28 protein-coding genes and 1 tRNA gene are annotated in these 23,301 nt (G+C 40.1%); 7 read left to right on the top strand and 22 right to left on the bottom strand.

From position 1 onward, the window contains the following. Window positions 1–109: 109 nt before the first annotated feature. From CZ225_RS22445 to metK, 12 genes are all read right to left on the bottom strand, one after another. Window positions 110–409: an NVEALA domain-containing protein gene (locus tag CZ225_RS22445; protein ID WP_077155582.1), complete on the bottom strand. Its 300-nt coding sequence runs from the start codon at window positions 407–409 to the stop codon at window positions 110–112. 201 nt (window positions 410–610) lie between these two features. Further along, on the bottom strand, window positions 611–1,489 hold the full coding sequence (locus tag CZ225_RS22440; protein ID WP_077155581.1) for a DUF1573 domain-containing protein: 879 nt from the start codon (window positions 1,487–1,489) through the stop codon (window positions 611–613). A 1,047-nt stretch (window positions 1,490–2,536) separates the two neighbouring features. Next, window positions 2,537–3,595 carry an endonuclease/exonuclease/phosphatase family protein gene (locus CZ225_RS22430; RefSeq protein ID WP_077155958.1) on the bottom strand — a complete coding sequence of 353 codons (1,059 nt, stop codon included), beginning with the start codon at window positions 3,593–3,595 and terminating at the stop codon, window positions 2,537–2,539. A gap of 93 nt (window positions 3,596–3,688) precedes the next feature. Further along, window positions 3,689–3,759, bottom strand: a tRNA-Gln gene (locus CZ225_RS22425). Between the two features lie 99 nt (window positions 3,760–3,858). Beyond that, window positions 3,859–5,151: a tyrosine--tRNA ligase gene (gene tyrS / locus CZ225_RS22420; protein ID WP_077155579.1), complete on the bottom strand. Its 1,293-nt coding sequence runs from the start codon at window positions 5,149–5,151 to the stop codon at window positions 3,859–3,861. Window positions 5,152–5,235: 84 nt separating this feature from the next. Beyond that, window positions 5,236–6,027, bottom strand: a complete 792-nt coding sequence (locus CZ225_RS22415) for a TatD family hydrolase (RefSeq protein WP_077155578.1) — start codon at window positions 6,025–6,027, stop codon at window positions 5,236–5,238. A 23-nt stretch (window positions 6,028–6,050) separates the two neighbouring features. Then, the gene (gene yidD / locus CZ225_RS22410) at window positions 6,051–6,278 is read right to left on the bottom strand and encodes a membrane protein insertion efficiency factor YidD (RefSeq protein WP_129585935.1); all 228 of its coding nucleotides are present in this window, start codon (window positions 6,276–6,278) and stop codon (window positions 6,051–6,053) included. Window positions 6,279–6,322: 44 nt separating this feature from the next. After that, the gene (gene rnpA / locus CZ225_RS22405) at window positions 6,323–6,712 is read right to left on the bottom strand and encodes a ribonuclease P protein component (protein WP_077155576.1); all 390 of its coding nucleotides are present in this window, start codon (window positions 6,710–6,712) and stop codon (window positions 6,323–6,325) included. 6 nt (window positions 6,713–6,718) lie between these two features. Continuing rightward, a complete protein-coding gene (locus CZ225_RS22400) occupies window positions 6,719–7,465 on the bottom strand; it encodes a uroporphyrinogen-III synthase (RefSeq protein ID WP_077155575.1) in 747 nt (248 codons plus the stop codon). A gap of 4 nt (window positions 7,466–7,469) precedes the next feature. After that, a complete protein-coding gene (locus tag CZ225_RS22395) occupies window positions 7,470–8,291 on the bottom strand; it encodes a DUF4271 domain-containing protein (RefSeq protein ID WP_234983201.1) in 822 nt (273 codons plus the stop codon). Between the two features lie 83 nt (window positions 8,292–8,374). Continuing rightward, complete coding sequence (locus CZ225_RS22390; RefSeq protein ID WP_077155574.1) at window positions 8,375–8,962, bottom strand: LOG family protein; 588 nt, start codon at window positions 8,960–8,962, stop codon at window positions 8,375–8,377. Between the two features lie 126 nt (window positions 8,963–9,088). Then, window positions 9,089–10,381 carry a methionine adenosyltransferase gene (gene metK / locus CZ225_RS22385; RefSeq protein ID WP_077155573.1) on the bottom strand — a complete coding sequence of 431 codons (1,293 nt, stop codon included), beginning with the start codon at window positions 10,379–10,381 and terminating at the stop codon, window positions 9,089–9,091. A gap of 276 nt (window positions 10,382–10,657) precedes the next feature. Here metK and CZ225_RS24520 point away from each other — a divergent pair, with 276 nt between their 5' ends. Beyond that, window positions 10,658–10,846: a hypothetical protein gene (locus CZ225_RS24520; protein ID WP_077155572.1), complete on the top strand. Its 189-nt coding sequence runs from the start codon at window positions 10,658–10,660 to the stop codon at window positions 10,844–10,846. 103 nt (window positions 10,847–10,949) lie between these two features. Here CZ225_RS24520 and folK read toward each other — a convergent pair whose 3' ends face one another. The 9 genes from folK to miaB form a co-directional block, all read right to left on the bottom strand. Then, on the bottom strand, window positions 10,950–11,426 hold the full coding sequence (gene folK / locus CZ225_RS22375; RefSeq protein WP_077155571.1) for a 2-amino-4-hydroxy-6-hydroxymethyldihydropteridine diphosphokinase: 477 nt from the start codon (window positions 11,424–11,426) through the stop codon (window positions 10,950–10,952). Between the two features lie 6 nt (window positions 11,427–11,432). Then, window positions 11,433–11,789: a hypothetical protein gene (locus CZ225_RS22370; RefSeq protein WP_077155570.1), complete on the bottom strand. Its 357-nt coding sequence runs from the start codon at window positions 11,787–11,789 to the stop codon at window positions 11,433–11,435. Window positions 11,790–11,799: 10 nt separating this feature from the next. Next, a complete protein-coding gene (gene queA, locus CZ225_RS22365) occupies window positions 11,800–12,858 on the bottom strand; it encodes a tRNA preQ1(34) S-adenosylmethionine ribosyltransferase-isomerase QueA (RefSeq protein ID WP_077155569.1) in 1,059 nt (352 codons plus the stop codon). 17 nt (window positions 12,859–12,875) lie between these two features. Beyond that, window positions 12,876–13,598 (bottom strand): tRNA pseudouridine(55) synthase TruB, encoded by a 723-nt coding sequence (gene truB / locus CZ225_RS22360; RefSeq protein WP_077155568.1) that lies wholly within the window; start codon window positions 13,596–13,598, stop codon window positions 12,876–12,878. After that, complete coding sequence (locus tag CZ225_RS22355) at window positions 13,598–14,389, bottom strand: undecaprenyl-diphosphate phosphatase (protein WP_077155567.1); 792 nt, start codon at window positions 14,387–14,389, stop codon at window positions 13,598–13,600. The genes truB and CZ225_RS22355 overlap by 1 nt, the downstream gene beginning before the upstream one ends. Further along, window positions 14,386–14,661 (bottom strand): DUF3098 domain-containing protein, encoded by a 276-nt coding sequence (locus CZ225_RS22350; protein ID WP_025075523.1) that lies wholly within the window; start codon window positions 14,659–14,661, stop codon window positions 14,386–14,388. The genes CZ225_RS22355 and CZ225_RS22350 overlap by 4 nt, the downstream gene beginning before the upstream one ends. A gap of 71 nt (window positions 14,662–14,732) precedes the next feature. Then, window positions 14,733–15,614, bottom strand: a complete 882-nt coding sequence (locus CZ225_RS22345) for a cell division protein FtsX (RefSeq protein ID WP_077155566.1) — start codon at window positions 15,612–15,614, stop codon at window positions 14,733–14,735. 3 nt (window positions 15,615–15,617) lie between these two features. Beyond that, the gene (locus CZ225_RS22340; RefSeq protein ID WP_077155565.1) at window positions 15,618–16,517 is read right to left on the bottom strand and encodes a methyltransferase domain-containing protein; all 900 of its coding nucleotides are present in this window, start codon (window positions 16,515–16,517) and stop codon (window positions 15,618–15,620) included. A 136-nt stretch (window positions 16,518–16,653) separates the two neighbouring features. Next, a complete protein-coding gene (gene miaB, locus CZ225_RS22335; protein ID WP_077155564.1) occupies window positions 16,654–18,024 on the bottom strand; it encodes a tRNA (N6-isopentenyl adenosine(37)-C2)-methylthiotransferase MiaB in 1,371 nt (456 codons plus the stop codon). A gap of 267 nt (window positions 18,025–18,291) precedes the next feature. Between miaB and CZ225_RS22330 the strand changes: the two genes are divergently transcribed. The 6 genes from CZ225_RS22330 to CZ225_RS22305 all read left to right on the top strand — a co-directional run bounded on the left by CZ225_RS22330 (window position 18,292) and on the right by CZ225_RS22305 (window position 22,526). Next, window positions 18,292–18,744, top strand: a complete 453-nt coding sequence (locus CZ225_RS22330; protein WP_077155563.1) for a DUF4252 domain-containing protein — start codon at window positions 18,292–18,294, stop codon at window positions 18,742–18,744. Continuing rightward, window positions 18,734–19,246: an RNA polymerase sigma factor gene (locus tag CZ225_RS22325; protein WP_077155562.1), complete on the top strand. Its 513-nt coding sequence runs from the start codon at window positions 18,734–18,736 to the stop codon at window positions 19,244–19,246. Before CZ225_RS22330 ends, CZ225_RS22325 begins: the two co-directional genes overlap by 11 nt. Then, the gene (locus CZ225_RS22320; RefSeq protein WP_077155561.1) at window positions 19,239–19,661 is read left to right on the top strand and encodes a hypothetical protein; all 423 of its coding nucleotides are present in this window, start codon (window positions 19,239–19,241) and stop codon (window positions 19,659–19,661) included. Before CZ225_RS22325 ends, CZ225_RS22320 begins: the two co-directional genes overlap by 8 nt. A 1-nt stretch (window position 19,662) precedes the next feature. Further along, on the top strand, window positions 19,663–20,130 hold the full coding sequence (locus tag CZ225_RS22315) for a DUF4252 domain-containing protein (RefSeq protein WP_077155956.1): 468 nt from the start codon (window positions 19,663–19,665) through the stop codon (window positions 20,128–20,130). Between the two features lie 389 nt (window positions 20,131–20,519). Then, window positions 20,520–20,969, top strand: coding sequence for a hypothetical protein (locus CZ225_RS22310; RefSeq protein ID WP_077155560.1), 450 nt, complete (start codon window positions 20,520–20,522; stop codon window positions 20,967–20,969). 57 nt (window positions 20,970–21,026) lie between these two features. Next, window positions 21,027–22,526 (top strand): butyryl-CoA:acetate CoA transferase, encoded by a 1,500-nt coding sequence (locus tag CZ225_RS22305; protein WP_077155559.1) that lies wholly within the window; start codon window positions 21,027–21,029, stop codon window positions 22,524–22,526. Window positions 22,527–22,566: 40 nt separating this feature from the next. Here the strand turns inward: CZ225_RS22305 and CZ225_RS22300 are convergent. Continuing rightward, window positions 22,567–23,301, bottom strand: a 735-nt coding sequence (locus tag CZ225_RS22300; protein WP_317045360.1) for an RHS repeat domain-containing protein, incomplete at its 5' end; no start/stop codon positions are given.

The raw sequence follows: 23,301 nt of genomic DNA, 5'->3' as shown, positions 1-23,301 counted from the left end.
ATATTTATATTTCAAGAGCAAATACTGAAATTCGTTTGATTCCATTATAAATTGGAAAATAAAAGAGAACAATATATGCCCTTAAGTTTTCTATACACTCATAAATTAGCTATTTTGTACATCTATCTCTCGAATTTTCGAAATATGGTCCATATGATGCAGATTGCGGACACGGATAGATAGTACCATTATCAGTACGTCTATCACAGAAAAATTTGTAATCTCTATCAGAAGAGCTTGGTTCTTCCAGATAGCAAGTACCTACACTTGTTCCCTCATTATCAGCAGCCAATGCCTCAACATTCTCTAATCCCAAGTCTGTTAGGCAAACACCCTTCATACTTTTCTTCACACAAACTGCACTTACTACAGTAACAGCAAGTACAACTAATAAAAATTTCTTTTTCATAATTGATAAAATTTAATTTTCTCATTGACAGAATTAAACCAGTGCAAGTTCAAGCTATCAAATAAAACTCATGTTAATTAATTGTTTATATAAAAACCGTAAGTGCACTAGTTTGATTAGATAAATCTTTGCAAACAACCTACAGTTTAACCGCCATTTCAATGCTCTACCAAAGCCATTCTCCAAATTTTCTCTTATGTCTCATTTTTCTTTCGCTTCTCCTATCACGTTTATTCGTAAAGGAGAAGAATCTATATTACAAAACACATCTACAGTTTTTTGAAAGTATCCACTGTTATCTGCTTCATAAATAATCTTTAATACTCTTTTATCTCCTACAGGAACAGGGGTCCTTTCAAACTCCAGTTTAGTACATCCGCATGAAGTAGTTACATCTTGTATTACCAACACTTCTGTGCCTGTATTTTTTAATTCAATTATTCGTTCCTGCTTCTCTGTTTTAGGAAAAATGCCAAAATCCACCTTATTTTCACTCAATTCTCCCATAGTCACTACTTGTTCTTCCGTTGTTTTAGCTTCACCTCTTATCAATTTCAAATATAATTCTTTCACTTTAGGATTACGGATAGGATTACCAATCGCTATCACTCTATTATCTCGATCTAATAAAAATGTCTGAAAAGCTATCTCTGATGGGAAATGATTCAGTTTATTAAATTCATCTTGCGCATCTATACAAACAGGATGAACAAAATGCTCATAACATAAAATATTTTGTAACATCTGTCTGTTTTTCGGGAAAAAACAAAATACGAATGAAACAGCTTTATTTTGATCTCGCAAAGAATCCACTTCTTGCATAAAAGTCTTCCATTTAGAAAGCTGTAGTTTACAACTAAGGCAACCCATCGAATCTGCATACATTATAATCTTATATGTAGAATGAAGATAGTCAAAATTGACTGTATCTTTACCTTGAACAGTAAAAGTTAAATGAGATGGAAATTGTATCTCCTTTCCGCTCCATTCTTTTACTAAATTGGAAAGCTGATTCTTCTTTGAGTCATGACAAGATATTGCCAAGTATAAAAATAGAATTAAAGTAAACGCATTTTTCATTTTTGTTGTTTTATCATCATATTAGATTTATTAGTTATTGTTTTTCTCTTATATAATTCTGACTAATAAATAACAAAGGAACTTTTATTGATTTGTCTTTCAAAAAGATTATCAAATTAGTAATACTGTTTTTTATAAAAAGAAATAAAATTGTTTTTCAGCATTACAAAATCAACTGGTAAAACAAAAGTAAAACAAAAATCGTATTTTACCAAAAAAAAAGGCTGACCATTTCGGACCAACTTTACTTTTATGCTAAAATATCGATAAAATCGGCATTTTTTTGAAGATCGTTTTTTCTAGTGAATGATACAAACATCCTTTTTATCACACTAGCACATTGAAATAGTGCACCTAAGTAACTACAGTCAAGAAGTGAGAACTGAAAATTTATCGAATGAAAAACAATACCATGGAAGTTAGTTCCAAACTCCATCGTTGTCTTGAAGAGAATAACTTTTTGACAGTTTCTCTAAATGTTATACAAGAATGATCTGAAACATGTACTAGTATTAAACAACTCAAGTACTACAATCAGACAACTCAAGTACTACAATCAGCTGAAAGATATATAAGAGTCAGACAACTCAAGTACAAGTTTATTCTTTTATAATCTATGAGAAGATTATTTTCAATCTATTCGATCTTTTTTTCAAACATTACGGTGTTTAATAACAATCTATTCAATGTTTTTTTTAAAAATAGCCTCTTTTGAATAAGTGAAAAGACTTTGATTCATTGTCATATTTTTATATATTCTGTTAATACTCAAATGATTACATTGCGCCATCTTTTTTCACATGAAGTGTCTCAATCATTCACGACTCTTTTAAGACATTTTCCGAATAACCGTATTCTGTATTTTTGATCTGTCTATTTACTTTCTATATTATTGTATCTAGAAATCATAATAAAAAGATGACGCAATGCAATCATCTGTATAGTAGCGATATATACAAAAATATGACGATGAACATAAATGCTTTTACATTGATAATTCACGTTGTTTTTGACCAATTTCGACCTAACAATTTATTTATCAGACAATTATTTTCTCCGAATCTTAAACGTAACAAGATTCCCTTTATGATCTGTTGGCCAGATACAAGAAGGTGTTAAAAACTTATCTTTAGAATTGTTTTCTGTTATTTTTCCACGAATAACAGTTTCCGAAGGACCTACCAGCAAGCAGTCTTTCATTGATAACTTTGAGTTCGTCGGATAATAATAGATAAAGTCAATGCGATCCCGTTCGTCAGCATCCGGAGCCCAAGCGAGTATTTCTAATTTAGCCTGTTCAGCTACTTTATTTCCGGCAGGAAAGGTAAATCCGGGATATTGAACAGGATTCGGATATTTCTCTCGATAAGTATCTTTGAAGCCCGCCTCATGAAGCATCATAGAACAGTCCCAATGGATAATTGCTCCGTTATGATCCCACAAATCCTTCGTATCTGCTTGCCAATCCAAATGAGAAGGTTCATTAAAATCTCCACCCATAATCACCGGACGCCCTTGTTTAATATCCGACTGAACCTCTTGAACAAAAGAACGGATGGTCTCATCTCTATAAGCCATTCGGTTTGCTTTTAGAACTTCATTCTCGTCCGTAACCGGCTTATCCATCTTCTTCCAAGTAGTACCATCATAACCACGAGGCATGTAACATTCATAATGCAAATAATCTAAATGACAAGAGTAGAAAGATATCGATTGTCCGTCTATCGTAGTTACCATCTTCAACATTGCACGAACCTCATCACCGGGCACAATGCAGCATCTCATCAGACTATCCGGTTTGAACTTACTCAGTACACCGACTACCATACCTAAAGTCTCTCCATAATAATGTTTCCCCCTAGCTTCCAGATCCTTTAATACACGAGGCATAAACTTATTCCCGTTAAAATCTCTGATTTCACACAAGAACACAACATCTGCATCCACCTGATCCAACACATCTACAATCCCTTGATAGCCGTTAGGAACCTTAGAACCCTCATGCCAAAGGTTCAACTGCAAAACTGTAAATGTCTTTGTCGGCTTCGCAATGCAAACACTAATCAAGCCCAACAAACAAAACAATAATAACAAGCTCTTTTTCATATTATGTCTTTCTTTTTTATATTCTTTCTCCAATCCCCGAAAATGAAAAAGCCCCGAAAGTATTACCTTCCAGGGCTTTTCTTTAATTAACAGTTGTCCTACCAAGATTCGAACTTAGACAAACAGAACCAAAAACTGTTGTGCTACCATTACACCATAGGACAAACTCGAGTGCTTTCTGTTAAAAAGCGGTGCAAAGATAGGGTTATCCAACTAAATCTCCAAATATTTCGATATTTTTTTTATCAGAAACCCTCTTTTTCTTATTTTGCGATCAGCAAGTAATAGTTCTTTTTGCCACGTTGAACAAGCAGATATTTCTCATCCAGCAGGTCAGCAGTTGTAATTGTCTGATCAAAAGCCGTCAGCTTCTCTTTATTCAAAGAAACGCCTCCACCTTGAACTAACTTACGCATCTCTCCTTTCGAAGCAAATACAGCCGCATGATCCACAAACAGGTCGACAGCCTTCACTCCTTCTACCAACGTATCACGAGAAATTTCGAACTGAGGGACTCCTTCGAACACTGCCAACAAAGTATCTTCATCCAGTTTGCGTAAAGCTTCAGAGGTAGCATTACCAAACAAGATATTAGATGCATCTACTGCTGCATTATAATCATCTTCAGAGTGAACCATGATCGTTACTTCTTTTGCCAAACGTTTCTGAAGTACACGTAGATGCGGATTCTCACGATGTTCAGCAATCAACGCATCAATTTCCTCCTTACCGATAGAAGTAAAGATCTTAATATAACGTTCTGCATCAGCGTCGCTTACGTTCAACCAGAATTGATAGAACTTATAAGGTGAAGTATAGCGGGCATCCAACCAGATATTACCGGATTCCGTTTTACCGAACTTACCGCCATCCGCCTTTGTAATTAACGGACAAGTCAAGGCAAATACCTCTCCCCCATTGGTACGACGGATCAATTCAGCACCGGTAGTAATATTGCCCCATTGGTCAGATCCACCCATCTGAAGCTTACAACCTTTTGTTTCATACAAGTGAAGAAAATCATACCCTTGCAACAACTGATAGGTAAATTCTGTAAATGACAAACCATCACGTGCCTCACCATTCAGACGTCTTTTCACTGAATCTTTCGCCATCATATAGTTCACAGTGATATGTTTGCCTACTTCGCGGGCAAAATCCAAAAAAGTAAAGTTCTTCATCCACTCATAGTTGTTCACCAACTCGGCACGATTCGGAGCATCCGATTCAAAATCAAGAAATTTAGCCAGTTGCTGTTTGATGCATTCTTGGTTATGATACAGCGTTGCTTCATCCAGCAAGTTACGCTCAGCCGATTTACCGGAAGGGTCACCAATCATACCTGTTGCACCGCCCACGAGTGCCAATGGCTTGTGACCGCAACGTTGAAGATGACGAAGCATCATCACACCGCAAAGGTGTCCGATATGCAACGAATCAGCAGTCGGGTCGATTCCCAAATAAGCCGTAACTTGCTCTTTGTTCAACAACTCTTCTGTTCCCGGCATCATGTCATTCAACATACCGCGCCATCTTAATTCTTCTACAAAATTCATCGTATTACTCTTTTTATTAGGTTTTTATTGTTTTTCTTTTCCACTTTCGGCAAAAATACGACTCTTTCTCCGAAGATACAACTCTTACGCCTTAAAAAAGACGTTTTGTACATTTTCCTGAATCGTTTCCCGCAGTGCCTCTACCTCCACTCCACGTACCTTAGCTGCCCGTTGAAGAAGTACTTCAATATCAAGTTGACTATTATCTGTTTCCAGAAACAAACGTTCAGGCGGTACTGCCAACATTGCCTCATCCGGATAATACTCTCCGAAGGACAGATAAAAACCGAGCTTCAATAACTGCTTTGCCTGCTCCGGTTTTCCCCGAAAACCATGCCAGACCCAAGGTTGTTTAGCACAAAATTCCTTTTTTACCGCCAGCAGTTCTTCCATTGCTTTCACACAATGAATAATTATTGGCAACTTAAACGTTTCGGAAGCGTCTACATGTTCCTTAAAAATAGAAAGCTGTAAATCCATCGAGGCCTGAGCCAGTTTATCTAGTCCCGTCTCACCGATAGCAATCATTTGCTTGGAAGGTTGCAATTCGCTCATGCGCTCCCACTGTTTTTCCAGATTATTTTGACTTAATTCCCAGGGATGAATTCCCATTGAATAAAAGTGTCCTTCCTTCAACGCTTCTTTGTTAATGAAAACCGGTCCATCCAAGAAACCTCCTTCCGAAGGCTTTGCTGATATCAATTGCTGTAAAGCAAGCTTTCTTTTTATATCAGCTTCCGGATTAGGTGCCGGCGGCATATGTATTGGAGAGATCCACAACAGAGGATAGTTATAAATAGAACGTTCATCGCTCTTCAAATTATGTGTGTGAATGTCCAGAATCTGTTTTGTATTTTCTTTTGCAACCTTTTTCATATTCTAAATCTTTATCGAATCATTCAGGGGACCGGATCATAGCCGGATCCACCCCAGGGGTGACATCGCAGGATACGACGGACAGCCAGAAAGAGCCCTTTAACAGGACCATGTTTTTTTATTGCTTCGACAGCATAAGCCGAACAGGTAGGAGTAAACCGACAGGAAGGAGGAGTCAGAGGTGAAATACAAACCCGGTAAAAGTAGATGGGAAGCAGCAATAAAAATGAAAATGCTTTTCTAAGAACCATTCTTATATTTCCCCAGATGACTGATATCCAGCAAACATAAGCTTTCATAATGATAGCTTTTCAGAAATGCGCAAAAGTGCCGTTCTTATCTTTTCTTCTAACTCGGAAGTAGCAACAAACTCGTCCGAGAGATAAATAAAAGCAATGGCAAGATGTTGATTACAGCATTGTAACTGATCCAGCAACAGATGTTTGTTTTTGCGGTAAGCTTCACGAATCTGGCGTTTCACCCGATTACGTTTTACCGCCCGTTTGAATCGCCGTTTCGAGACGCTGATAAGAATAGAAGCCGAAGCTTCTCCTTTTTCGACAGGCATATATACAATGCGTATCGGAAAGATGGAAAAGGATTTGGAAACACCTCCTTCAAACATCTTTCCGACCAGAATTTTACTATTCAGCCTTTCGGCTTTACGCAATGTATATAAACTCACTATGAATTACTTATTGTTTTCCTTGATGAACATATCAAGTGCAGCAGTCATTGACGGAGCCTTCACTGTAGGAGCTTCAAGATCCAGGCGAAGTCCGGCATCACGTACTGCTTGTGCTGTAGTCGAACCAAAGGTACCGATTTTGATTTCTTTTTGGTCAAAATCCGGGAAGTTCTTCTTCAAAGAAGTTACTCCGGCAGGGCTAAAGAACACTAACATATCATAATCGAAATCCTCCTCGGCTGTAAAGTCATTGCTGACTGTACGATACATCACAGCTTCAGCATGTTGGATATTATGCTTGTCGAGTAAATTCTTCACATCATCATTGTGAACATCAGACATAGGCACGAGATATTTCTCGGTCTTATGCTTCAAAATAGCAGGGACAAGGTCTTCAATCTTTCCGGTAGCACCGAAAAAGATCTTACGTTTACGATACTGAACATATTTCTGGATATACAGTGCAACCGCTTCAGTTACACAGAAATATTTCATTGTTTCCGGAATTGTGACACGAAGTTCTGTACACAAATGGAAGAAATGATCAATTGCATGACGGGAAGAAAATATTACGGCAGTATAGTCAAGAATCGAAATCTTCTGTTGCCGGAATTCCTTCGCCGAAAGGCTTTCCACCTTAATAAAAGGCCGGAAATCTATTTTTACGCCATACTTTTCAGCGATGTCGTAATAGGGAGATTTCTCTGACGCAGGCTTAGGCTGCGACACTAGTACTTTTTTAATTTTCAACGTCCTAAAATTTTATTAGCAATATGTTGTTTATTTGAACTAGTACCTGATAGAGTAGCAGACAAGGTACTATTTCAAGAGCGCAAAAGTACAAAATTAATAGGAAAAGAGTATTTAATTGGTGAAAAAAAAGCTTTATCCACTTATAAAACATCAATATTTTAGTAAAAATTAGAATCGTCAACCCAATTATTATCAGATTCGTTAGATTTAAATCGAAATAAACGAGAAATAGCACAAAAGGGAAAAGTACAAATCCAGCATAATATATGAGTGTAGAATAAGATTCAAGCCATATATTTGTCCTGTTTTTATCAAAGAATACCCATCCCAAAAACATATAAATAATCCATTTCAGGAAAAAGTAAACCAAGCAAGAACCGACATAAACCCCTAAAAGAAGCAGGGGAGGAATCCGCTCCATCAACATTGGTTGTTTATCATGAAAAAAATTGAAGAATACAATGCCAGACAGTACACAGGTCTGGACAGTAAGCACAATCAGATAACGCACATCGGCAGCTGTGGAGCTATCAAAAATGCTGGTTCGTTCGCGGTGCAATACAAAGTCTTTCACTTGCTGTGTGAGGAATTTCTTTCCTCTTGCCAATGCAATGGAAGAAAGAAAGAAACATGCTAGTAATGTCAAAGAGATCACATCATCTGTACGCGGAGAGTAGGAAAGGGGGGTCCCTTCAAAACCGGAGGCATATTCTTGTGTGGAATGATATTCCGTCAGCTGAAGACTATCTTCCGACACAAATTGCCCTTGATAGAAAAGAGGCAATGTATCCGCAGAAACCACAGATGTGGTATCTCTCAGCAACATTGTTGCCGTCGAGTCCGTCTGCAGCGAATCGTTCGGTGATTGCGCAAGGGTATCTGTAGGATGTATGAGTGCTCCGGGTCTCATATCGCAGCAAATTTACGAATAGAGATATCCCAGACAGGTGTAGTATAAAGCAATTCAACAGCTTCCTCAGGCGTGTTAGCTACCTTCCAGATATCACCGTGCTGACGACGCATGAAGTTTTCATCAATGGCTCTACCAAGCATATTGAGTAAAGGATCATAAAAGCCATTGACGTTCAGAATCACCACCGGATTGAGGTATAAGCCAAGCTGCTTCCAGGTAATTACTTCAAGCAACTCTTCCAGCGTCCCGCAACCTCCGGGCAAGGCAATGACCGCATCACTCAGGTCTGCCATCTTCTGCTTACGTTCATGCATGGAAGCTACCTCGATCAATTCCGTCAGACCCGTATGTTGCCAGTTCTGCTCTACCATAAAATGAGGAATGACACCTGTTACTTCTCCGCCATTACTGAGCACAGCATCGGCTACAGAACGCATCAGACCGATACTTCCCGCACCATTGACCAAACGGATATGATGTTCGGCAAGCAAACGTCCAAGTTGTTCGGCTGCTTCGAAATATACAGGATCTATCTTTGTACTGGAGGCACTGTACACGCATACGGAATGTATCTGATTCATCACTATTTACGGGTTTACAATTGTGGGTGCAAAATTAGGAAAAAATAATAAAGGTCGCCCCCTCGTAACTGCAAAAATCATACGCAGACCGAAAACGGGCGACCTTTCTATTGGGTTAATTCCGGTTTACAGACCGAAAGCTGCTTTTATCTTATCTACGTAGTCAAGTTTCTCCCACGTAAACAGTTCCACTTCCACTGTCTTGTTACCTTCATAACGAGAATGGAAAGTTTTCGACACTATCTGAGGCTCACGTCCCATATGACCATATGCAGCTGTTTCCTGATAAATCGGATTACGAAGTTTCAGACGTTCTTCAATCGCTTTCGGACGAAGGTCGAACAGTTGGTCGATAACGCGAGCTATTTCACCGTCGCTCATGCTTACATGGGCACGACCGTAGGTATTTACATAGATATTGATCGGGCGAGCAACTCCAATAGCATAAGAAACCTGTACCAGCATTTCGTCTGCCACACCTGCTGCAACCATATTCTTTGCAATATGGCGGGCTGCATAAGCTGCGCTGCGGTCTACCTTGCTAGGATCTTTTCCGGAGAAGGCTCCACCACCGTGAGCACCTTTGCCACCATAAGTATCCACAATAATCTTGCGTCCTGTCAAACCGGTATCTCCATGCGGTCCACCGATCACAAACTTACCGGTCGGATTTACATGATAGACTATACGGTCATTGAACAGTGCCAATACTTTATCATGATGAATAGAAGCAATGACACGCGGCATAAGTATCTCGATCACATCCTTGCGGATAATTTCCAGCATTTCTTCGTCAGCTTTCAGTTGAGCAGCGTCAGTATTATCAGCAGGCTGGATAAAGTCATCGTGTTGCGTAGAAACTACAATCGTATCAATACGGACAGGAGCTCCGTTATCATCATACTCAATCGTAACCTGGCTTTTGGCGTCCGGACGAAGATAGGTCATCACCTTGCCTTCACGACGGATATCAGCCAGCACTTGTAGAATACGATGTGCCAGATCAAGTGAAAGCGGCATATAGTTTTCCGTCTCATTGGTTGCATAGCCAAACATCATTCCCTGGTCGCCTGCACCCTGTTCCATCGGATCCTGACGTTCTACACCACGGTTGATATCGGGACTCTGCTCATGAATGGCAGAAAGCACACCGCAAGAGTTACTTTCGAACATATACTCTCCTTTGGTATAACCGATTTTCTTAATTACTTCACGTGCGATGAGTTGAAGATCAACGTACGCTTTTGTTTTCACCTCACCCGCTAGTACCACTTGTCCGGTAGTTACCAGTGTTTCGCAAGCTACTTTCGAACTGGGGTCGTAAGCCAACAGTTTGTCAAGTACGGCATCCGATATTTGATCGGCTACCTTGTCGGGGTGTCCTTCTGACACCGATTCGGATGTAAATAAGTATCCCATCTTCTTATAAATTAAGAATTAAAACTAGAAAATGATCAATGAATAAGTAGGAAGGGTGAGTGCTGCAAGAACCAGCCGGAAGGGCATCAACAAGATATGTTTTAGCATTTTTTTCCGTGGTTGCAAGCTACTCAAATCTGTCCACACTTTCATTTCGGGCACAAAGATAAGTATTATTCGAATATTCTTTTTATCTTTGGGCAATGTTTAACATATAAATATTCGTTTTATAGAACGTAAGTATGTTAAGGTACGCTTTCAAAATTAAATCACTCAATGGTCATTAATAAGAAATTAAAAACAATATTTGTTCTGGCACTCTATGTGGGGTTTACCATAGCAATCTATGCAATTGTCTGCCATTTTATGGACATCGAATTTGAAGATATTCACTTGTTATATGCAATTTTGATTGGATGCATAGCATATATGCCACGCTTCATTGTGGAGAAGAAAAGAAAATAATCAACTGATAATCAACGTATAAGAAACCTATTAGTGGATATATAGATACAGCAGGGTGGGTATATATGCCCAGCATAATGAATATATAGATCCTGCAAAAGCTTTATAAATCGCTTAAAATCTTCTTCATTGTCTTTCTCAAAACAGGATGTATCAGGTCAGGTGCAATTTCTGCTAAAGGGCGCATCACAAAGTCACGCTTCGCCATTAAAGGGTGAGGGAGATTTAACTCAGCACCTGAAGGAGACTTAACAGATAAAACCAGATCATCATAAAGCAATAAGTCTATGTCGATCACCCGGTCACTATACATTCCATTAACCGATTTATGGATACGTCCCAAATCACATTCTATCCCTTGCGTTTTCTGTAATACTTCCAATGGGGATAACGCTGTATCCACACACAAGGCAGCATTTAAAAAACTATTATCAGAAGTAAAACCCCACGGAGCAGTTACATAAAAAGCAGACAGGGAAATCACTTTCCCTATCTGCTCTTCTATTTTTTGTACGGCAATCCGGAGATTTTGTTCCTTATCTCCCAGGTTTGTACCGAGTCCCAGATATACTTTCGACATCGCAAACTACTTCTTTCCGGCAGGAAATGCTTTAATAGCATACTCTTTATCCATAGGAACAAAGAATTCTACTTTACCGCACTGAGGACAAACATACAAATGAAACGCCTCACGATTCTGAAACAGTTCGAAGAAGTTTCCAAAGAAACCGGTATTCATACCCTCATGAAACTCATATTTGCCGGAATATTCCATTTTGACATGACAACGCAAACAATCTATCGGCCGTTCTCCATGATCAACCAGCTGCCCGGAAATTTCTGCTATATCCAATACCCGACCGTCCGGAAAGCTATAGTTACAACTCCAGCAGATATCGAAGTTATCTTCTACTTCTTCATGACATTTCGGACATATCTTCATAAAGCTCCGTTTATTTATCCAGAATCAACATTGCATCTCCATAAGTACCGAAACGGTAACCTTCTTTCAATGCTACATGATAGGCATCCATCACCTGGTCATATCCACCGAAAGCAGCCACAATCATCAACAAAGTAGAAAGAGGCATATGGAAATTAGAAATCATCGAATTAGCTACCGTAAAGTCATATGGTGGGAAGATAAACTTATTCGTCCAGCCTTCAAACTCTTTCAGGTGTCCGTCAGTGCTGACTGCACTTTCTATGGCACGCATCACTGTAGTACCTACCGCACATACGCTCTTACCGTTATCTTTAGCACGATTCACCATATTCACCGCTTTTTCATCAACAAGCATCTGTTCGGAATCCATCTTATGCTTTGTCAAATCCTCTACATCAATATCACGGAAGTTGCCTAATCCGGCATGTAATGTGATATAAGCAAAATCAATGCCTTTAATTTCCAGACGCTTCAACAACTCACGGCTAAAGTGTAAACTGGCAGTCGGAGCAGTTACCGCACCTTCGTTTTTAGCAAAAATAGACTGGAAACGTTCCGCATCTTCCGGCTCTACAGGACGATTGATGATAGAATGGGGCAGGGGAGTTTCACCCAACGCATACAATGCCTTCTTAAACTCATCATGAGGTCCGTCATAAAGGAAACGAAGTGTACGGCCGCGTGAAGTTGTATTATCAATTACTTCGGCAACCATAGAATCATCCTCGCCAAAGTATAACTTATTACCGATACGAATCTTACGCGCAGGATCTACCAATACATCCCACAAACGAAGTTCTTCATTCAACTCACGTAACAAGAATACTTCGATACGAGCACCTGTTTTCTCCTTGTTACCATACAAGCGGGCAGGAAATACCTTTGTATCGTTGAATATAAATACGTCCTTATCATCAAAGTAGTTCAGAACATCCTTGAACATCTTGTGTTCAATTTCACCAGTACGACGGTGCAACACCATCAAGCGCGACTCATCTCTATACTTCGTAGGATGCAAAGCGATCTTATCCTCGGGTAACTTAAATTTGAATTGTGATAGTTTCATATCTATTCTTTATTACGTTAATTATTATCTTCTTCATTTTCTATTTCTTGCTGGTCAATCCACTCCTTAAAGTGTTCCGGATCCAGACAATCTTCCAACCGGACATCGCCGACACGAGTACGAATCAATCCTGTCAGATGGGCTCCGCTCTGGAGTGCTTCGCCAATATCACGTGCCAAAGCACGAATATAGGTTCCTTTACTGCATACAACACGAATCCGGATCATCGGTTCAGGAGTATCCAACCGGCACTCCAGCAACTCTATTTCGTCAATCACCAATTGCTTCGGTTTCAACTCTACATCTTCGCCTTTACGTGCTAATTCGTAAGCCCGTTTACCCTCTACCATACAGGCAGAAAAGGCTGGGGGAACTTGTTCGATAGCACCGATAAAGTGCGTCAATACTTCTTCTACCTTTTCCCTTGTGATATGTTCTGTAGGGTAGGTGACATCTATCTCATGTTCCAGATCATAGGATGGAGTAGTAGCACCCAACCGAAGTGTGGCGATATACTCTTTCGTATGATATTGAAACTCTTCAATCCGTTTTGTAGCCTTACCAGTACAGATAATCATCACTCCTGTTGCGAGAGGATCAAGCGTTCCGGCATGACCGACTTTTAATTTTTTCATACCTATGCGGCGGCAAATATGGTAACGGACATGACCGACTACCTTAAATGAAGTCCAGCCGAGAGGTTTATTGAAAAACAGTACTTCTCCTTTTTTAAAATTCATCAGCTCAGTATAATCGTCACCAATCCTGCAATTGCGCAATAAATAGCAAAATAGATCAGCTTTCCTTTCTTCACAATATTAATCATCCATTTACATGCCAAACAGCCGGCAACAAAAGCTGCTAAAAAACCTATTATCAATGATAACGTAGGAATATCTCCCATCACTGATTCTCCCTTTGCCATCTTAATGCCATCAAGCACTGCTTCTCCCAAAATAGGGGGAATTACCATCAGGAAAGAGAACTGTGCTAACTTCGCCTTATTATCACCCAATAAAAGTCCGGTAGCAATAGTAGAACCCGAACGTGACAATCCCGGCATGACTGCACAGGCCTGTGCCAAACCGATAATAAACGCATCTTTCATCGAGATCTTGTCTTTCTGACGTGGTTTATAATAGTAAGAGAACGTCAATAGAACGGCTGTCAGCAACAGCATACAGCCCACAATCAACAATCCCGAACCAAATATATCTTCTACATAATCTTTAAAGAACACGCCTACAATTCCTATTGGAATCATTGAAATTATTATATTAATCACATAGCGGGTTTCTTCATTCATCTGAAACTTGAATAGTCCGCGGAAAATCCAATCGATCTCTTTCCACAATATAACCAGCGTACTACATACCGTAGCCACATGTACAGCAATTGTAAACGCCAGATTATCCTCTCCCTCTATTCCAAACAGTGCCGATCCGATAGCCAAATGTCCACTACTACTTACAGGCAAATATTCAGTCAATCCCTGAACCAATCCAAGGATCAATGCTTCTAACCAACTCATTGTACTTCTTTATTAATATCAGTCGTGTTGTTATAATCAGTTTGATTCGTTTTCGGTTTGCGCAGTACAGCATAAATCATCCATAAAAAACCAAACAAGCAAACTGCAGGTGCCACTTTGATTCTACGTACACTAAAAATATCCGGTTCAAAAGCCGTTTCGGACGACGAAGGTCCTGTCATCAATAGAAATCCGATAATAACAACCGCCATCCCTATTGCCAGTAAGATAAAGTTTACCTTATCAAAAGCAAATTTCTGCTTGTCAGCCATAGTTTTATTTAATTATTAATTAAAAATCCAAGAATCAACTATTATAAATCCCCCTTAACATTACAACTATATCAAATATAGTATAACGTATTTGCTTTCATCCTCAAGTATTTATTGATAGAAATGTAAGCGCACAGCCAGGTAATCACTATTCCAAACACCAGCACACTTCCGCATACAATCAACATCACCTCAGGAGTAATGACCTGAATCAACTCCCGTTCATACGTCACTGCCCAATAAGCAGCACCCATCAATATTGTATCGGCTATCACTGCTGCAAACACCCCACTCCACACATTTTTCCGAAGGAACGGACGCCGGATAAATCCCCAACTGGCTCCCACCAACTTCATTGTATGAATCAGGAAACGCTTGGAATAAATCGCAAGCCTGATCGTATTGTTTATCAATGCAAAAGAAATAAATGTCAGTACCACCGCGAGTGCCAACAACACAAGGCTGATATTCCGAATATTCTCATTGACAGCGTCAATCAGTTCTTTCCGGTATAACACATCCTGTATGTTAGAATTCTTTTTGATTATCTTCTCAATTTTCGCAATGCTATCCGAGTTTGCATAATCAGAGTGAAGTTTTATTTCGAGAGAAGCCGTAAAAGGATTATATCCAAGAAACTCTTCCGGATCAGTTCCCATGGCTTCGGTCTGTTCTTTCAAAGCCTGTTTCTTGGATATATATTCGGATTCCTTCACAAAAGCTTCTTTATTCAACTTCTTCTGAAGTTTCAGAATATCTACCTCCTTCATATCATCGCTGATCAGAACAGAGAAACTGATATTTTCGCGTACATATACAGAAAGATTATGCGCTGCCAGCACAAAAAACACAACCAGTCCCAGCAACAACAATACTAGTGTCGTACTGATACTCGACGTGATAAACTGCATGTCGAAAAGTGAGGTCGGTTTATGTCTGTTCTTATTTCCCATGCGTTATCTTTTTTTCCGAAATACATAAATCATAGAACTACTACGTTCTTTACGTCCCATTGCACTGAGCCAAGCCATGCTTCCTACATACATACCTTTCAGGAAGCTGAAAGAATTACCACGATGTTTTTCACTCAGCATGGATACATAGAATCCATCAAACGGCATCGGATGACGGGCTGCCATAATAAAGCCATGACGGGAAGCCAACTTCTGAATAGTAGTAGGAGTAAAGTGCCAAAGGTGACGGGGCACATCATAAGCCGCCCAATATTCTTTATAATGCTCTGCATCATAAGAAGAACAATTAGGTACTGCCACAATCAACAAACCTTTTTCAGTCAGCAACTCACGAAGCAACTCCCATGTTTCATTAAGTGACTCCAAATGCTCCATCACGTGCCAGAGTGTAATTACATCGAAGCTGCCCGGCTCAAACTCCTTCAAAGCCGACTCCGGCTTTACTTCCAAGCCAAAATGTTCTAATGCAAAAGCACGTGCCTGCGGACTCTTTTCCACCGCTTCCACTTGCCATCCACGACGCAACATGGTATCTGCAAAATAACCGGTCCCTGTTCCGATATCGAGCAGACGCCCCGTTTTACGATATGCTTCTTTTGCTACCAGACGCGCTTTACGGCCCAGCATATAAGAACGTACATAGTGATAAACGGAATTCATCGCGCCTTTGCGCGTATCAGTATGAGATATGTAATCGGGAGTCTCATAATACTTGCCAATTTCTGCTTCCACCGGAACATCTTGCGTGAATGTAAATCCGCAATCTTCACACGAATACAGTTCAAACTGTTCGCCCGAAGCATAAAAATCCGTGCAAGTCATGACACCTTTCAAGTGCGTACTACCACACAACGGACAAGCATTTATAGTGAGTTTCTCCATTAATTCTGCACAAAATTAAGTGTTGCCCTCCAATCAAAAGACAACACTATACCCTAATTTGGTGCAAAGAAACAAATAAAAAGTGACGTAATAACCTTTCTTTAAGGACTTTTAATAGAAAGAAGGAGGGATAAGTCTATAACACTTCTTCTCCCTTTAGCGTTGCTGAACTCGCTTCCATGATACGCACATTCACAAAATCACCGACACGATGTGTTCCTCTATCAAACACAACCACCCGATTCTGCTCTGTACGCCCAAAAAGTTGATCTCTCGAACGCTTGGATACCCCCTCTACCAACACTTCATAGGTCTTACCGACACACCGCTGGTTAGCCTCTGCCGACAGCCGATTTTGCAAAGCAATGATTTCGTTCAGGCGACGAACTTTCACATCTTCCGGCACATTATCTTCAAGATGTTTGGAAGCATACGTACCCGGACGTTCGGAATATTTAAACATAAAAGCAGCATCATATCCACATTCTTCCATCAGGGAAAGAGATAATTGATGATCTTCTTCCGTTTCAGAATGAAAACCGGAGAAAATATCAGTAGTCAGCCCACATTCGGGAATGATACGTTTGATAGCAGCTACCCGCTCTAAATACCATTCACGAGTATATTTACGATTCATCAGTTTTAAGATACGAGAACTTCCGCTCTGTACCGGCAAATGGATATGTTTGCAAACATTCGGCATTTGAGCAATTACTTCCAACGTTTCATCACTCATATCCTTCGGATGAGAAGTTGTGAAACGAACACGTACTCCTGGAGCGGCTTCGGCTACAGTACGGAGCAACATCGGAAATGTTACCACTTCCCCAGAGGTTTTCTCAAAACGGTAGGAGTTTACGTTTTGTCCCAGCAAAGTAACTTCTTTATAACCTTTCGATACCAGATCGGCTACTTCATTCAAGATACTTTCCACATCACGACTACGTTCACGCCCGCGTGTATAAGGCACAATACAATATGTACAAAAATTATTGCACCCGCGCATGATAGAAACAAAGCCTGAAATATGATTTCCACAAATCCGGGAAGGAATCACATCGCGGTAGGTTTCGGTAGTGGAAAGTTCCACATTAATCGCTTTCTCGCCGGCTTCCACAGCTGCAATCAAATCAGGAAGTGTCAGATAAGCGTCCGGACCTACTACCAAGTCTACATGATGATTTGTTATCAAATCATCCTTCACACGTTCTGCCATACAACCTAATACACCCACAATCAGGCGTTTCTTCTTTTTCTTCAGTGAGTGGAAAAACTCTAAGCGGTTAAGAATCTTCTGTTCCGCATTGTCACGGATAGAACAAGTGTTCATAAACACTGCATCAGCTTCCTCAAGCGTATCGGCTACCGAATAACCCGCCATCTTCATCACGGAGGCTATCACCTCACTGTCGGCTACATTCATCTGGCAGCCATAAGTTTCGATAAACAACTTCTTGTTGTCATCAGCAGTTGCGGATTTAAAGTCCGCTCCCGTCAGTTCATTCATATGTTATTCTTGTTAAATTCGTCTGCAAAGATACGGCTTCGCTTTCAATTCATCATAAAAATGAACTGAAATTCAAGGTAAACAAACTAAAATTCATCGAAAACCAGAGCAAGAAAACACAATTTGTTTGCTTTCGAAAGACGATAACTCATATTTTTTCATTTATTTTGTAACAAACCCGTTCCTTATCTCGTCTCCCTATTGAAAGTCCCTCAAAAAGCGCGCAAACGAAGGGCTATAAGATATTAACATAAAATACTGAGTACAATGAAAAAAATACTTGTGATAGCTACAATCGCTCTTATTGCCCAATTGAGTTACGGGCAACAGAAGGTGGACCAGTTATTCAAAAACTTCCGGACAGAGAGTGATATTACTTCTGTCAATATGGATACCATAGCAATGAAGCTTGCTTTATTCAAAAAGTCAATGGGAGTGGAAGGCATAGAAATTTTAAGATTCAATGACTGTAAACAGAATGTGAAGGAACGTCTGGAGACCGCGATCAAGAACCTGAAGGATCCGGCATATGAAACAATGATCAAATCCAACAAGAATAACAGTCGTACGAGAATCTTAGTCAAAATGGAGGAGAACAAGATTCGAGAACTAGTGATTCTCACAACCGGAGACGATTATGCACTCATTCGTATCAAGGGAAATATGGATCCTCAGCATATGGGAAAGTTTACCAATGACCGTAAAGACAATGGACGTTGAGATATTCAAAAAACGGTTTCTCCCGTTTCACCCTAAACTCTACCGGATTGCTTACGCTTTAGTAGAGAACCAGGCAGATGCAGAAGATATCCTCCAAGAAGCTTACTGTAAGTTGTGGAACAAACGGGATGAACTAGCAGGTGTTTTGAATCCGGAAGCATTTTCAGTAACACTGGTCAAGAATCTCTGCTTGGATTTTCTTCGCTCACCCAGAGCACGACACAATGAAGGGGAGGAATCATTAGAAAAGATTGTGCTTGCAACCGACTCGTCACCGGAGAAAGAGCAGGAAGAGAAAGACGATATCCGGTATGTTCATAAGTTAATCGAACTGCTGCCTAATAACCAGCGACAAGTACTACGCTTATACAGTATGGAAAACTATTCCTACGAGGAGATTGAGCAGCTAACAGGACTAAGTACCGCGAACATACGAACTTTGCTTTTTCGGGCAAGGAAATTTATTCGAGAGAAATTTGATAAATCAAACAATTATGGATGAGAAGAGAATAGAAGAATTAATAAACAAAGCATTACGTGAGGAATCATCTCTACCGGATGGTCTATCGGAAAGGCTGGAACGGAAGATTGATCTTCTGGCGAAGGAAGAAATGCAAGCCGGCAGGACAAGGAATGCTGGCAAGAGATTCTCACCTAAACGACGATTATTCTTTTGGGCGGGAGGAATAGCTGCCACTATACTCGGTGCCGTACTATTCGTCTTTTCTGAAACGAATAGTCCTGAAACATCTCTGACCGATACATATACCGACCCGCAAGAAGCAGCGACCGTTGCTCAAAATGCTTTGGCTATGATGTCGGCAAACTTGAATAAAGGACTTACCAAAGTCAATAAAACCAGTGAAGAGATTTATAAGGTGAATAAAATATTAAATAAACAATTAAACAATGAATGATATGACCAAGAGATATTTATATACCCTAATATTGTTGTTTTGCGCAAATCTTTGTTTTGCCCAAAATACGTTGTTCGACAAATATGCCGATAAAGAGAATGTGACCTCTGTCTTCATCACGAAGAAAATGTTCCAGATGATGCCTTCTGTCAATACTCCGGGATTGAACTTAGAGAATATGAAAAGCAAAATAGAATCCCTCCATATCCTCACCTCTGAAGACAAAAATATAAAGGAAAGTATGAAGAAAGATTTTACTGCCCTGATGAAGAAGGAGTATGAAGAGTTAATGCGGATAAAAGACGAAAATACAAAAGTAAATTTCTATATCAAACAAAAAGGGAATCTTATCAGCGAAATGGTTATGATAGCAGATTCGACAGAGGATGATTTTACGGTCATGCGGCTATTGGGCAGTTTCACACTGAAAGAGATGCAGGAAATTACGAAGACAACTCCTAAAAAGTAGAGATTTTAGAAGTTAATTATACGAATCAGTAAAATCCTATATCCAAAATGATAATTATACTTTTAAGAATATAATATGTAAGTATCGTACAAAGAATTATTAGTCCCTTCTACTTTATTCGCCCCCAATAAAGCAAGAACTTGTATTTCAAAGGATAAAATTGTAATTAATGTTAATAGAATAAACATTTCTAAGCTTATTCCTTGGTATTTTTAATTTTATTTTTCACTTTTGTGCAATGAAAGAAACATTAGATTTTTTCATAGTTAAGGTTTAGGTTAAAAAAATTAAGGGGAGCTGTGAAGCTGCCCTTTTTTCATACCAAAAAGTTAGCTTGAATCAGATATTATATTTACCTTTGGCGGACAACTATTTAGAAATGCAACATTATGGAAGATATTTTTAAGTTTCTTTTGCTAGCAGGTGTTATTATTGTAGGAATAGTCAAATCGATAAGAAAAACAGTTGATCATACAGAAGATAAACGTTCTGTCCCTCCTACGCAATCCACTGTTGAAACAGTTCCGGATACTGTTCCCTTGCCTGAGGCGTGGGGCAAAATATTCTCACCCAAAGATATCTTCCAACCGGCAACAACTCCGAAGAAATCTACTTCTCCTTCACAAAAACCAAAGAACCAGAAAAAGCATGCCGCACAGTTTGGCTCCGAAAATAACGTTGCACAACAGAATGCTGAATCTCAATCGAGTCACCCGCATATTTCTTCATCTACCGTTTCTCTGGAACCCTCAGAAAACGAAGAGGACTTTGCTATCCACTCCATTGAAGAAGCACGACGTGCTATCATCTGGGGAGAAATCATGCACCGTAAGTATTAACGAGAAAGTAAGAACCTATAAAAGAAAATTGTAATCTAACACGAATTTATACTATTTATGTCATTCAATCTTATTTCAGCAGCAGAAGCTGCAAGCCTGATCAAACATGGCTACAACATCGGTTTGAGCGGATTTACTCCTGCAGGAACCGCTAAGGCTGTTACAGCCGAACTTGCAAAAATAGCTGAGGCAGAGCACGTAAAAGGTAATCCTTTTCAAGTGGGTATATTCACAGGAGCTTCCACAGGAGAATCATGTGACGGAGTGATGGCACGCGCCAAAGCAATTCGTTACCGGGCTCCTTACACAACGAATTCCGACTTCCGCAAAGCTGTAAACAACGGAGAGATTGCTTACAACGATATCCATTTGTCGCAAATGGCACAAGAAGTACGCTACGGTTTCATGGGCAAAGTAAATGTTGCCATCATCGAAGCTTGCGAACTGACTCCGGACGGTAAGATTTACCTGACCGCTGCCGGTGGTATCTCTCCTACTATTTGTCGTCTGGCAGACCAGATTATCGTTGAGTTGAACAGCGCACATAGCAAAGCTGGTATGGGATTGCACGACGTATACGAACCTCTGGACCCGCCTTACCGTCGCGAAATTCCTATCTACAAGCCAAGTGACCGTATCGGATTACCTTATATTCAGGTAGACCCCAAAAAGATTATCGGTGTGGTAGAAACAAATAAGCCGGACGAAGCACGTTCTTTTGCTGCTGCTGATCCATTGACTGATAAAATCGGTCAAAATGTTGCCGACTTCCTTGCTGCTGACATGAAACGTGGAATTATTCCTGCAAGTTTCCTTCCTTTGCAATCAGGAGTAGGAAATATCGCTAACGCTGTACTCGGTGCATTGGGACGTGACAAAACAATTCCTCCATTCGAAATGTACACTGAAGTGATCCAGAACTCTGTAATCGGTTTGATTCGTGAAGGACGTATCAAGTTTGGTAGTGCTTGTTCTTTAACTGTTACCAATGACTGTCTGGAAGGTGTTTACAATGATATGGATTTCTTCCGCGACAAATTGGTTCTCCGTCCGTCGGAAATCTCCAATAGTCCTGAAGTGGTTCGTCGCCTCGGTGTCATTTCTATCAATACTGCTATCGAAGTAGACCTTTACGGTAATGTGAATTCTACTCATATCGGAGGAACAAAGATGATGAATGGTATTGGTGGCTCGGGAGACTTTACACGGAATGCTTATATTTCGATCTTCACCTGTCCGTCAGTTGCGAAGGAAGGAAAGATTAGTGCAATTGTTCCGATGGTTTCTCACCAGGATCACAGCGAGCATTCTGTAAATATTGTTATCACTGAACAAGGCGTTGCCGACCTGCGCGGAAAGAGCCCGAAAGAACGTGCACAGGCTATCATCGAAAACTGTGCACATCCTGACTACAAACAATTGCTGTGGGATTACCTCAAACTGGCAGGAGACAAAGCGCAGACTCCACACGCTATTCAAGCAGCATTGGGTATGCATGCCGAACTTGCCAAGAGTGGTGATATGAAGAATACAGATTGGGCTGCTTATAGCAAATAATTATAAAGTACAATCAACATATGCGATTACCGGAAGGTGACTAGGAACGAAGAAACTGCTTCTTAGTACCTTCTTTTTTATGTCCAAACAGAGTAAATATAAAAACGTAAACATATAGAGACAAATAATTGTACTTTTCACATTTTTGAACTATTGCATGCCACCTCCCTATCGCGGCATCATACTGTCTCGCCCCATATTCATACCAGTTCAGCCCATTCTTCGCATCCAACTCCTTACCATTATACTTGTAAGGCTGAACACTATTAGTTGAAGTAAACGTTCCACCAAACGGATAATACGCATTCATCTCCTCCACATTACCATCCTTGTCTGCCACAACCCTTACATTCCCCTGATGATCCTTCAAATAGAAATGGAACTTCCTGTCCGGGAAACTCACATACCCCGCCTCATTGAGCAGCATCCTCAACACCCCGTTCTCATAGACCGCATTCCCACAGTAATCCGTTGTCAAGGTAGTAGCACCCGTCTTGTGTACCGTACGAAGCTTCGTCCCGTCAGCAGCATACTCATACCGGATACTGTTACCGTTGGCAAAGGTTACCTCATCAGGCAAATTTAAAAGATTATATCCGATTTTACTAATATCCTTGTTTAAATCTTTAGTCAGATTGCCATTTTTATCATAAGTGTATTCCGTTGTCTGGTTACTGCCGTCTTTAAACTCCGTACCATTCCCATAGACAGAGTTTGTTGCCGCATCCTTGACTGCCTGCAACCGGTTACCGTTATACGTCAAAGCCAGATGATC

Source organism: Bacteroides bouchesdurhonensis, from assembly GCF_900155865.1.
Taxonomy (GTDB): domain Bacteria; phylum Bacteroidota; class Bacteroidia; order Bacteroidales; family Bacteroidaceae; genus Bacteroides; species Bacteroides bouchesdurhonensis.
This window is presented reverse-complemented; position numbering and strand designations above follow the sequence as displayed.

What these genes read in the sequence shown, in the direction of transcription:
- CZ225_RS22445 (WP_077155582.1), bottom strand. Translation starts at nt 409, where the DNA reads ATGAAAAAGAAATTTTTATTAGTTGTACTTGCTGTTACTGTAGTAAGT.
- CZ225_RS22440 (WP_077155581.1), bottom strand. Translation starts at nt 1,489, where the DNA reads ATGAAAAATGCGTTTACTTTAATTCTATTTTTATACTTGGCAATATCT.
- CZ225_RS22430 (WP_077155958.1), bottom strand. Translation starts at nt 3,595, where the DNA reads ATGAAAAAGAGCTTGTTATTATTGTTTTGTTTGTTGGGCTTGATTAGT.
- tyrS (WP_077155579.1), bottom strand. Translation starts at nt 5,151, where the DNA reads ATGAATTTTGTAGAAGAATTAAGATGGCGCGGTATGTTGAATGACATG.
- CZ225_RS22415 (WP_077155578.1), bottom strand. Translation starts at nt 6,027, where the DNA reads ATGAAAAAGGTTGCAAAAGAAAATACAAAACAGATTCTGGACATTCAC.
- yidD (WP_129585935.1), bottom strand. Translation starts at nt 6,278, where the DNA reads ATGGTTCTTAGAAAAGCATTTTCATTTTTATTGCTGCTTCCCATCTAC.
- CZ225_RS22390 (WP_077155574.1), bottom strand. Translation starts at nt 8,962, where the DNA reads ATGAATCAGATACATTCCGTATGCGTGTACAGTGCCTCCAGTACAAAG.
- metK (WP_077155573.1), bottom strand. Translation starts at nt 10,381, where the DNA reads ATGGGATACTTATTTACATCCGAATCGGTGTCAGAAGGACACCCCGAC.
- CZ225_RS24520 (WP_077155572.1), top strand. Translation starts at nt 10,658, where the DNA reads ATGGTCATTAATAAGAAATTAAAAACAATATTTGTTCTGGCACTCTAT.
- folK (WP_077155571.1), bottom strand. Translation starts at nt 11,426, where the DNA reads ATGTCGAAAGTATATCTGGGACTCGGTACAAACCTGGGAGATAAGGAA.
- CZ225_RS22370 (WP_077155570.1), bottom strand. Translation starts at nt 11,789, where the DNA reads ATGAAGATATGTCCGAAATGTCATGAAGAAGTAGAAGATAACTTCGAT.
- queA (WP_077155569.1), bottom strand. Translation starts at nt 12,858, where the DNA reads ATGAAACTATCACAATTCAAATTTAAGTTACCCGAGGATAAGATCGCT.
- truB (WP_077155568.1), bottom strand. Translation starts at nt 13,598, where the DNA reads ATGAATTTTAAAAAAGGAGAAGTACTGTTTTTCAATAAACCTCTCGGC.
- CZ225_RS22355 (WP_077155567.1), bottom strand. Translation starts at nt 14,389, where the DNA reads ATGAGTTGGTTAGAAGCATTGATCCTTGGATTGGTTCAGGGATTGACT.
- CZ225_RS22350 (WP_025075523.1), bottom strand. Translation starts at nt 14,661, where the DNA reads ATGGCTGACAAGCAGAAATTTGCTTTTGATAAGGTAAACTTTATCTTA.
- CZ225_RS22345 (WP_077155566.1), bottom strand. Translation starts at nt 15,614, where the DNA reads ATGGGAAATAAGAACAGACATAAACCGACCTCACTTTTCGACATGCAG.
- CZ225_RS22340 (WP_077155565.1), bottom strand. Translation starts at nt 16,517, where the DNA reads ATGGAGAAACTCACTATAAATGCTTGTCCGTTGTGTGGTAGTACGCAC.
- miaB (WP_077155564.1), bottom strand. Translation starts at nt 18,024, where the DNA reads ATGAATGAACTGACGGGAGCGGACTTTAAATCCGCAACTGCTGATGAC.
- CZ225_RS22330 (WP_077155563.1), top strand. Translation starts at nt 18,292, where the DNA reads ATGAAAAAAATACTTGTGATAGCTACAATCGCTCTTATTGCCCAATTG.
- CZ225_RS22325 (WP_077155562.1), top strand. Translation starts at nt 18,734, where the DNA reads ATGGACGTTGAGATATTCAAAAAACGGTTTCTCCCGTTTCACCCTAAA.
- CZ225_RS22320 (WP_077155561.1), top strand. Translation starts at nt 19,239, where the DNA reads ATGGATGAGAAGAGAATAGAAGAATTAATAAACAAAGCATTACGTGAG.
- CZ225_RS22315 (WP_077155956.1), top strand. Translation starts at nt 19,663, where the DNA reads ATGACCAAGAGATATTTATATACCCTAATATTGTTGTTTTGCGCAAAT.
- CZ225_RS22310 (WP_077155560.1), top strand. Translation starts at nt 20,520, where the DNA reads ATGGAAGATATTTTTAAGTTTCTTTTGCTAGCAGGTGTTATTATTGTA.
- CZ225_RS22305 (WP_077155559.1), top strand. Translation starts at nt 21,027, where the DNA reads ATGTCATTCAATCTTATTTCAGCAGCAGAAGCTGCAAGCCTGATCAAA.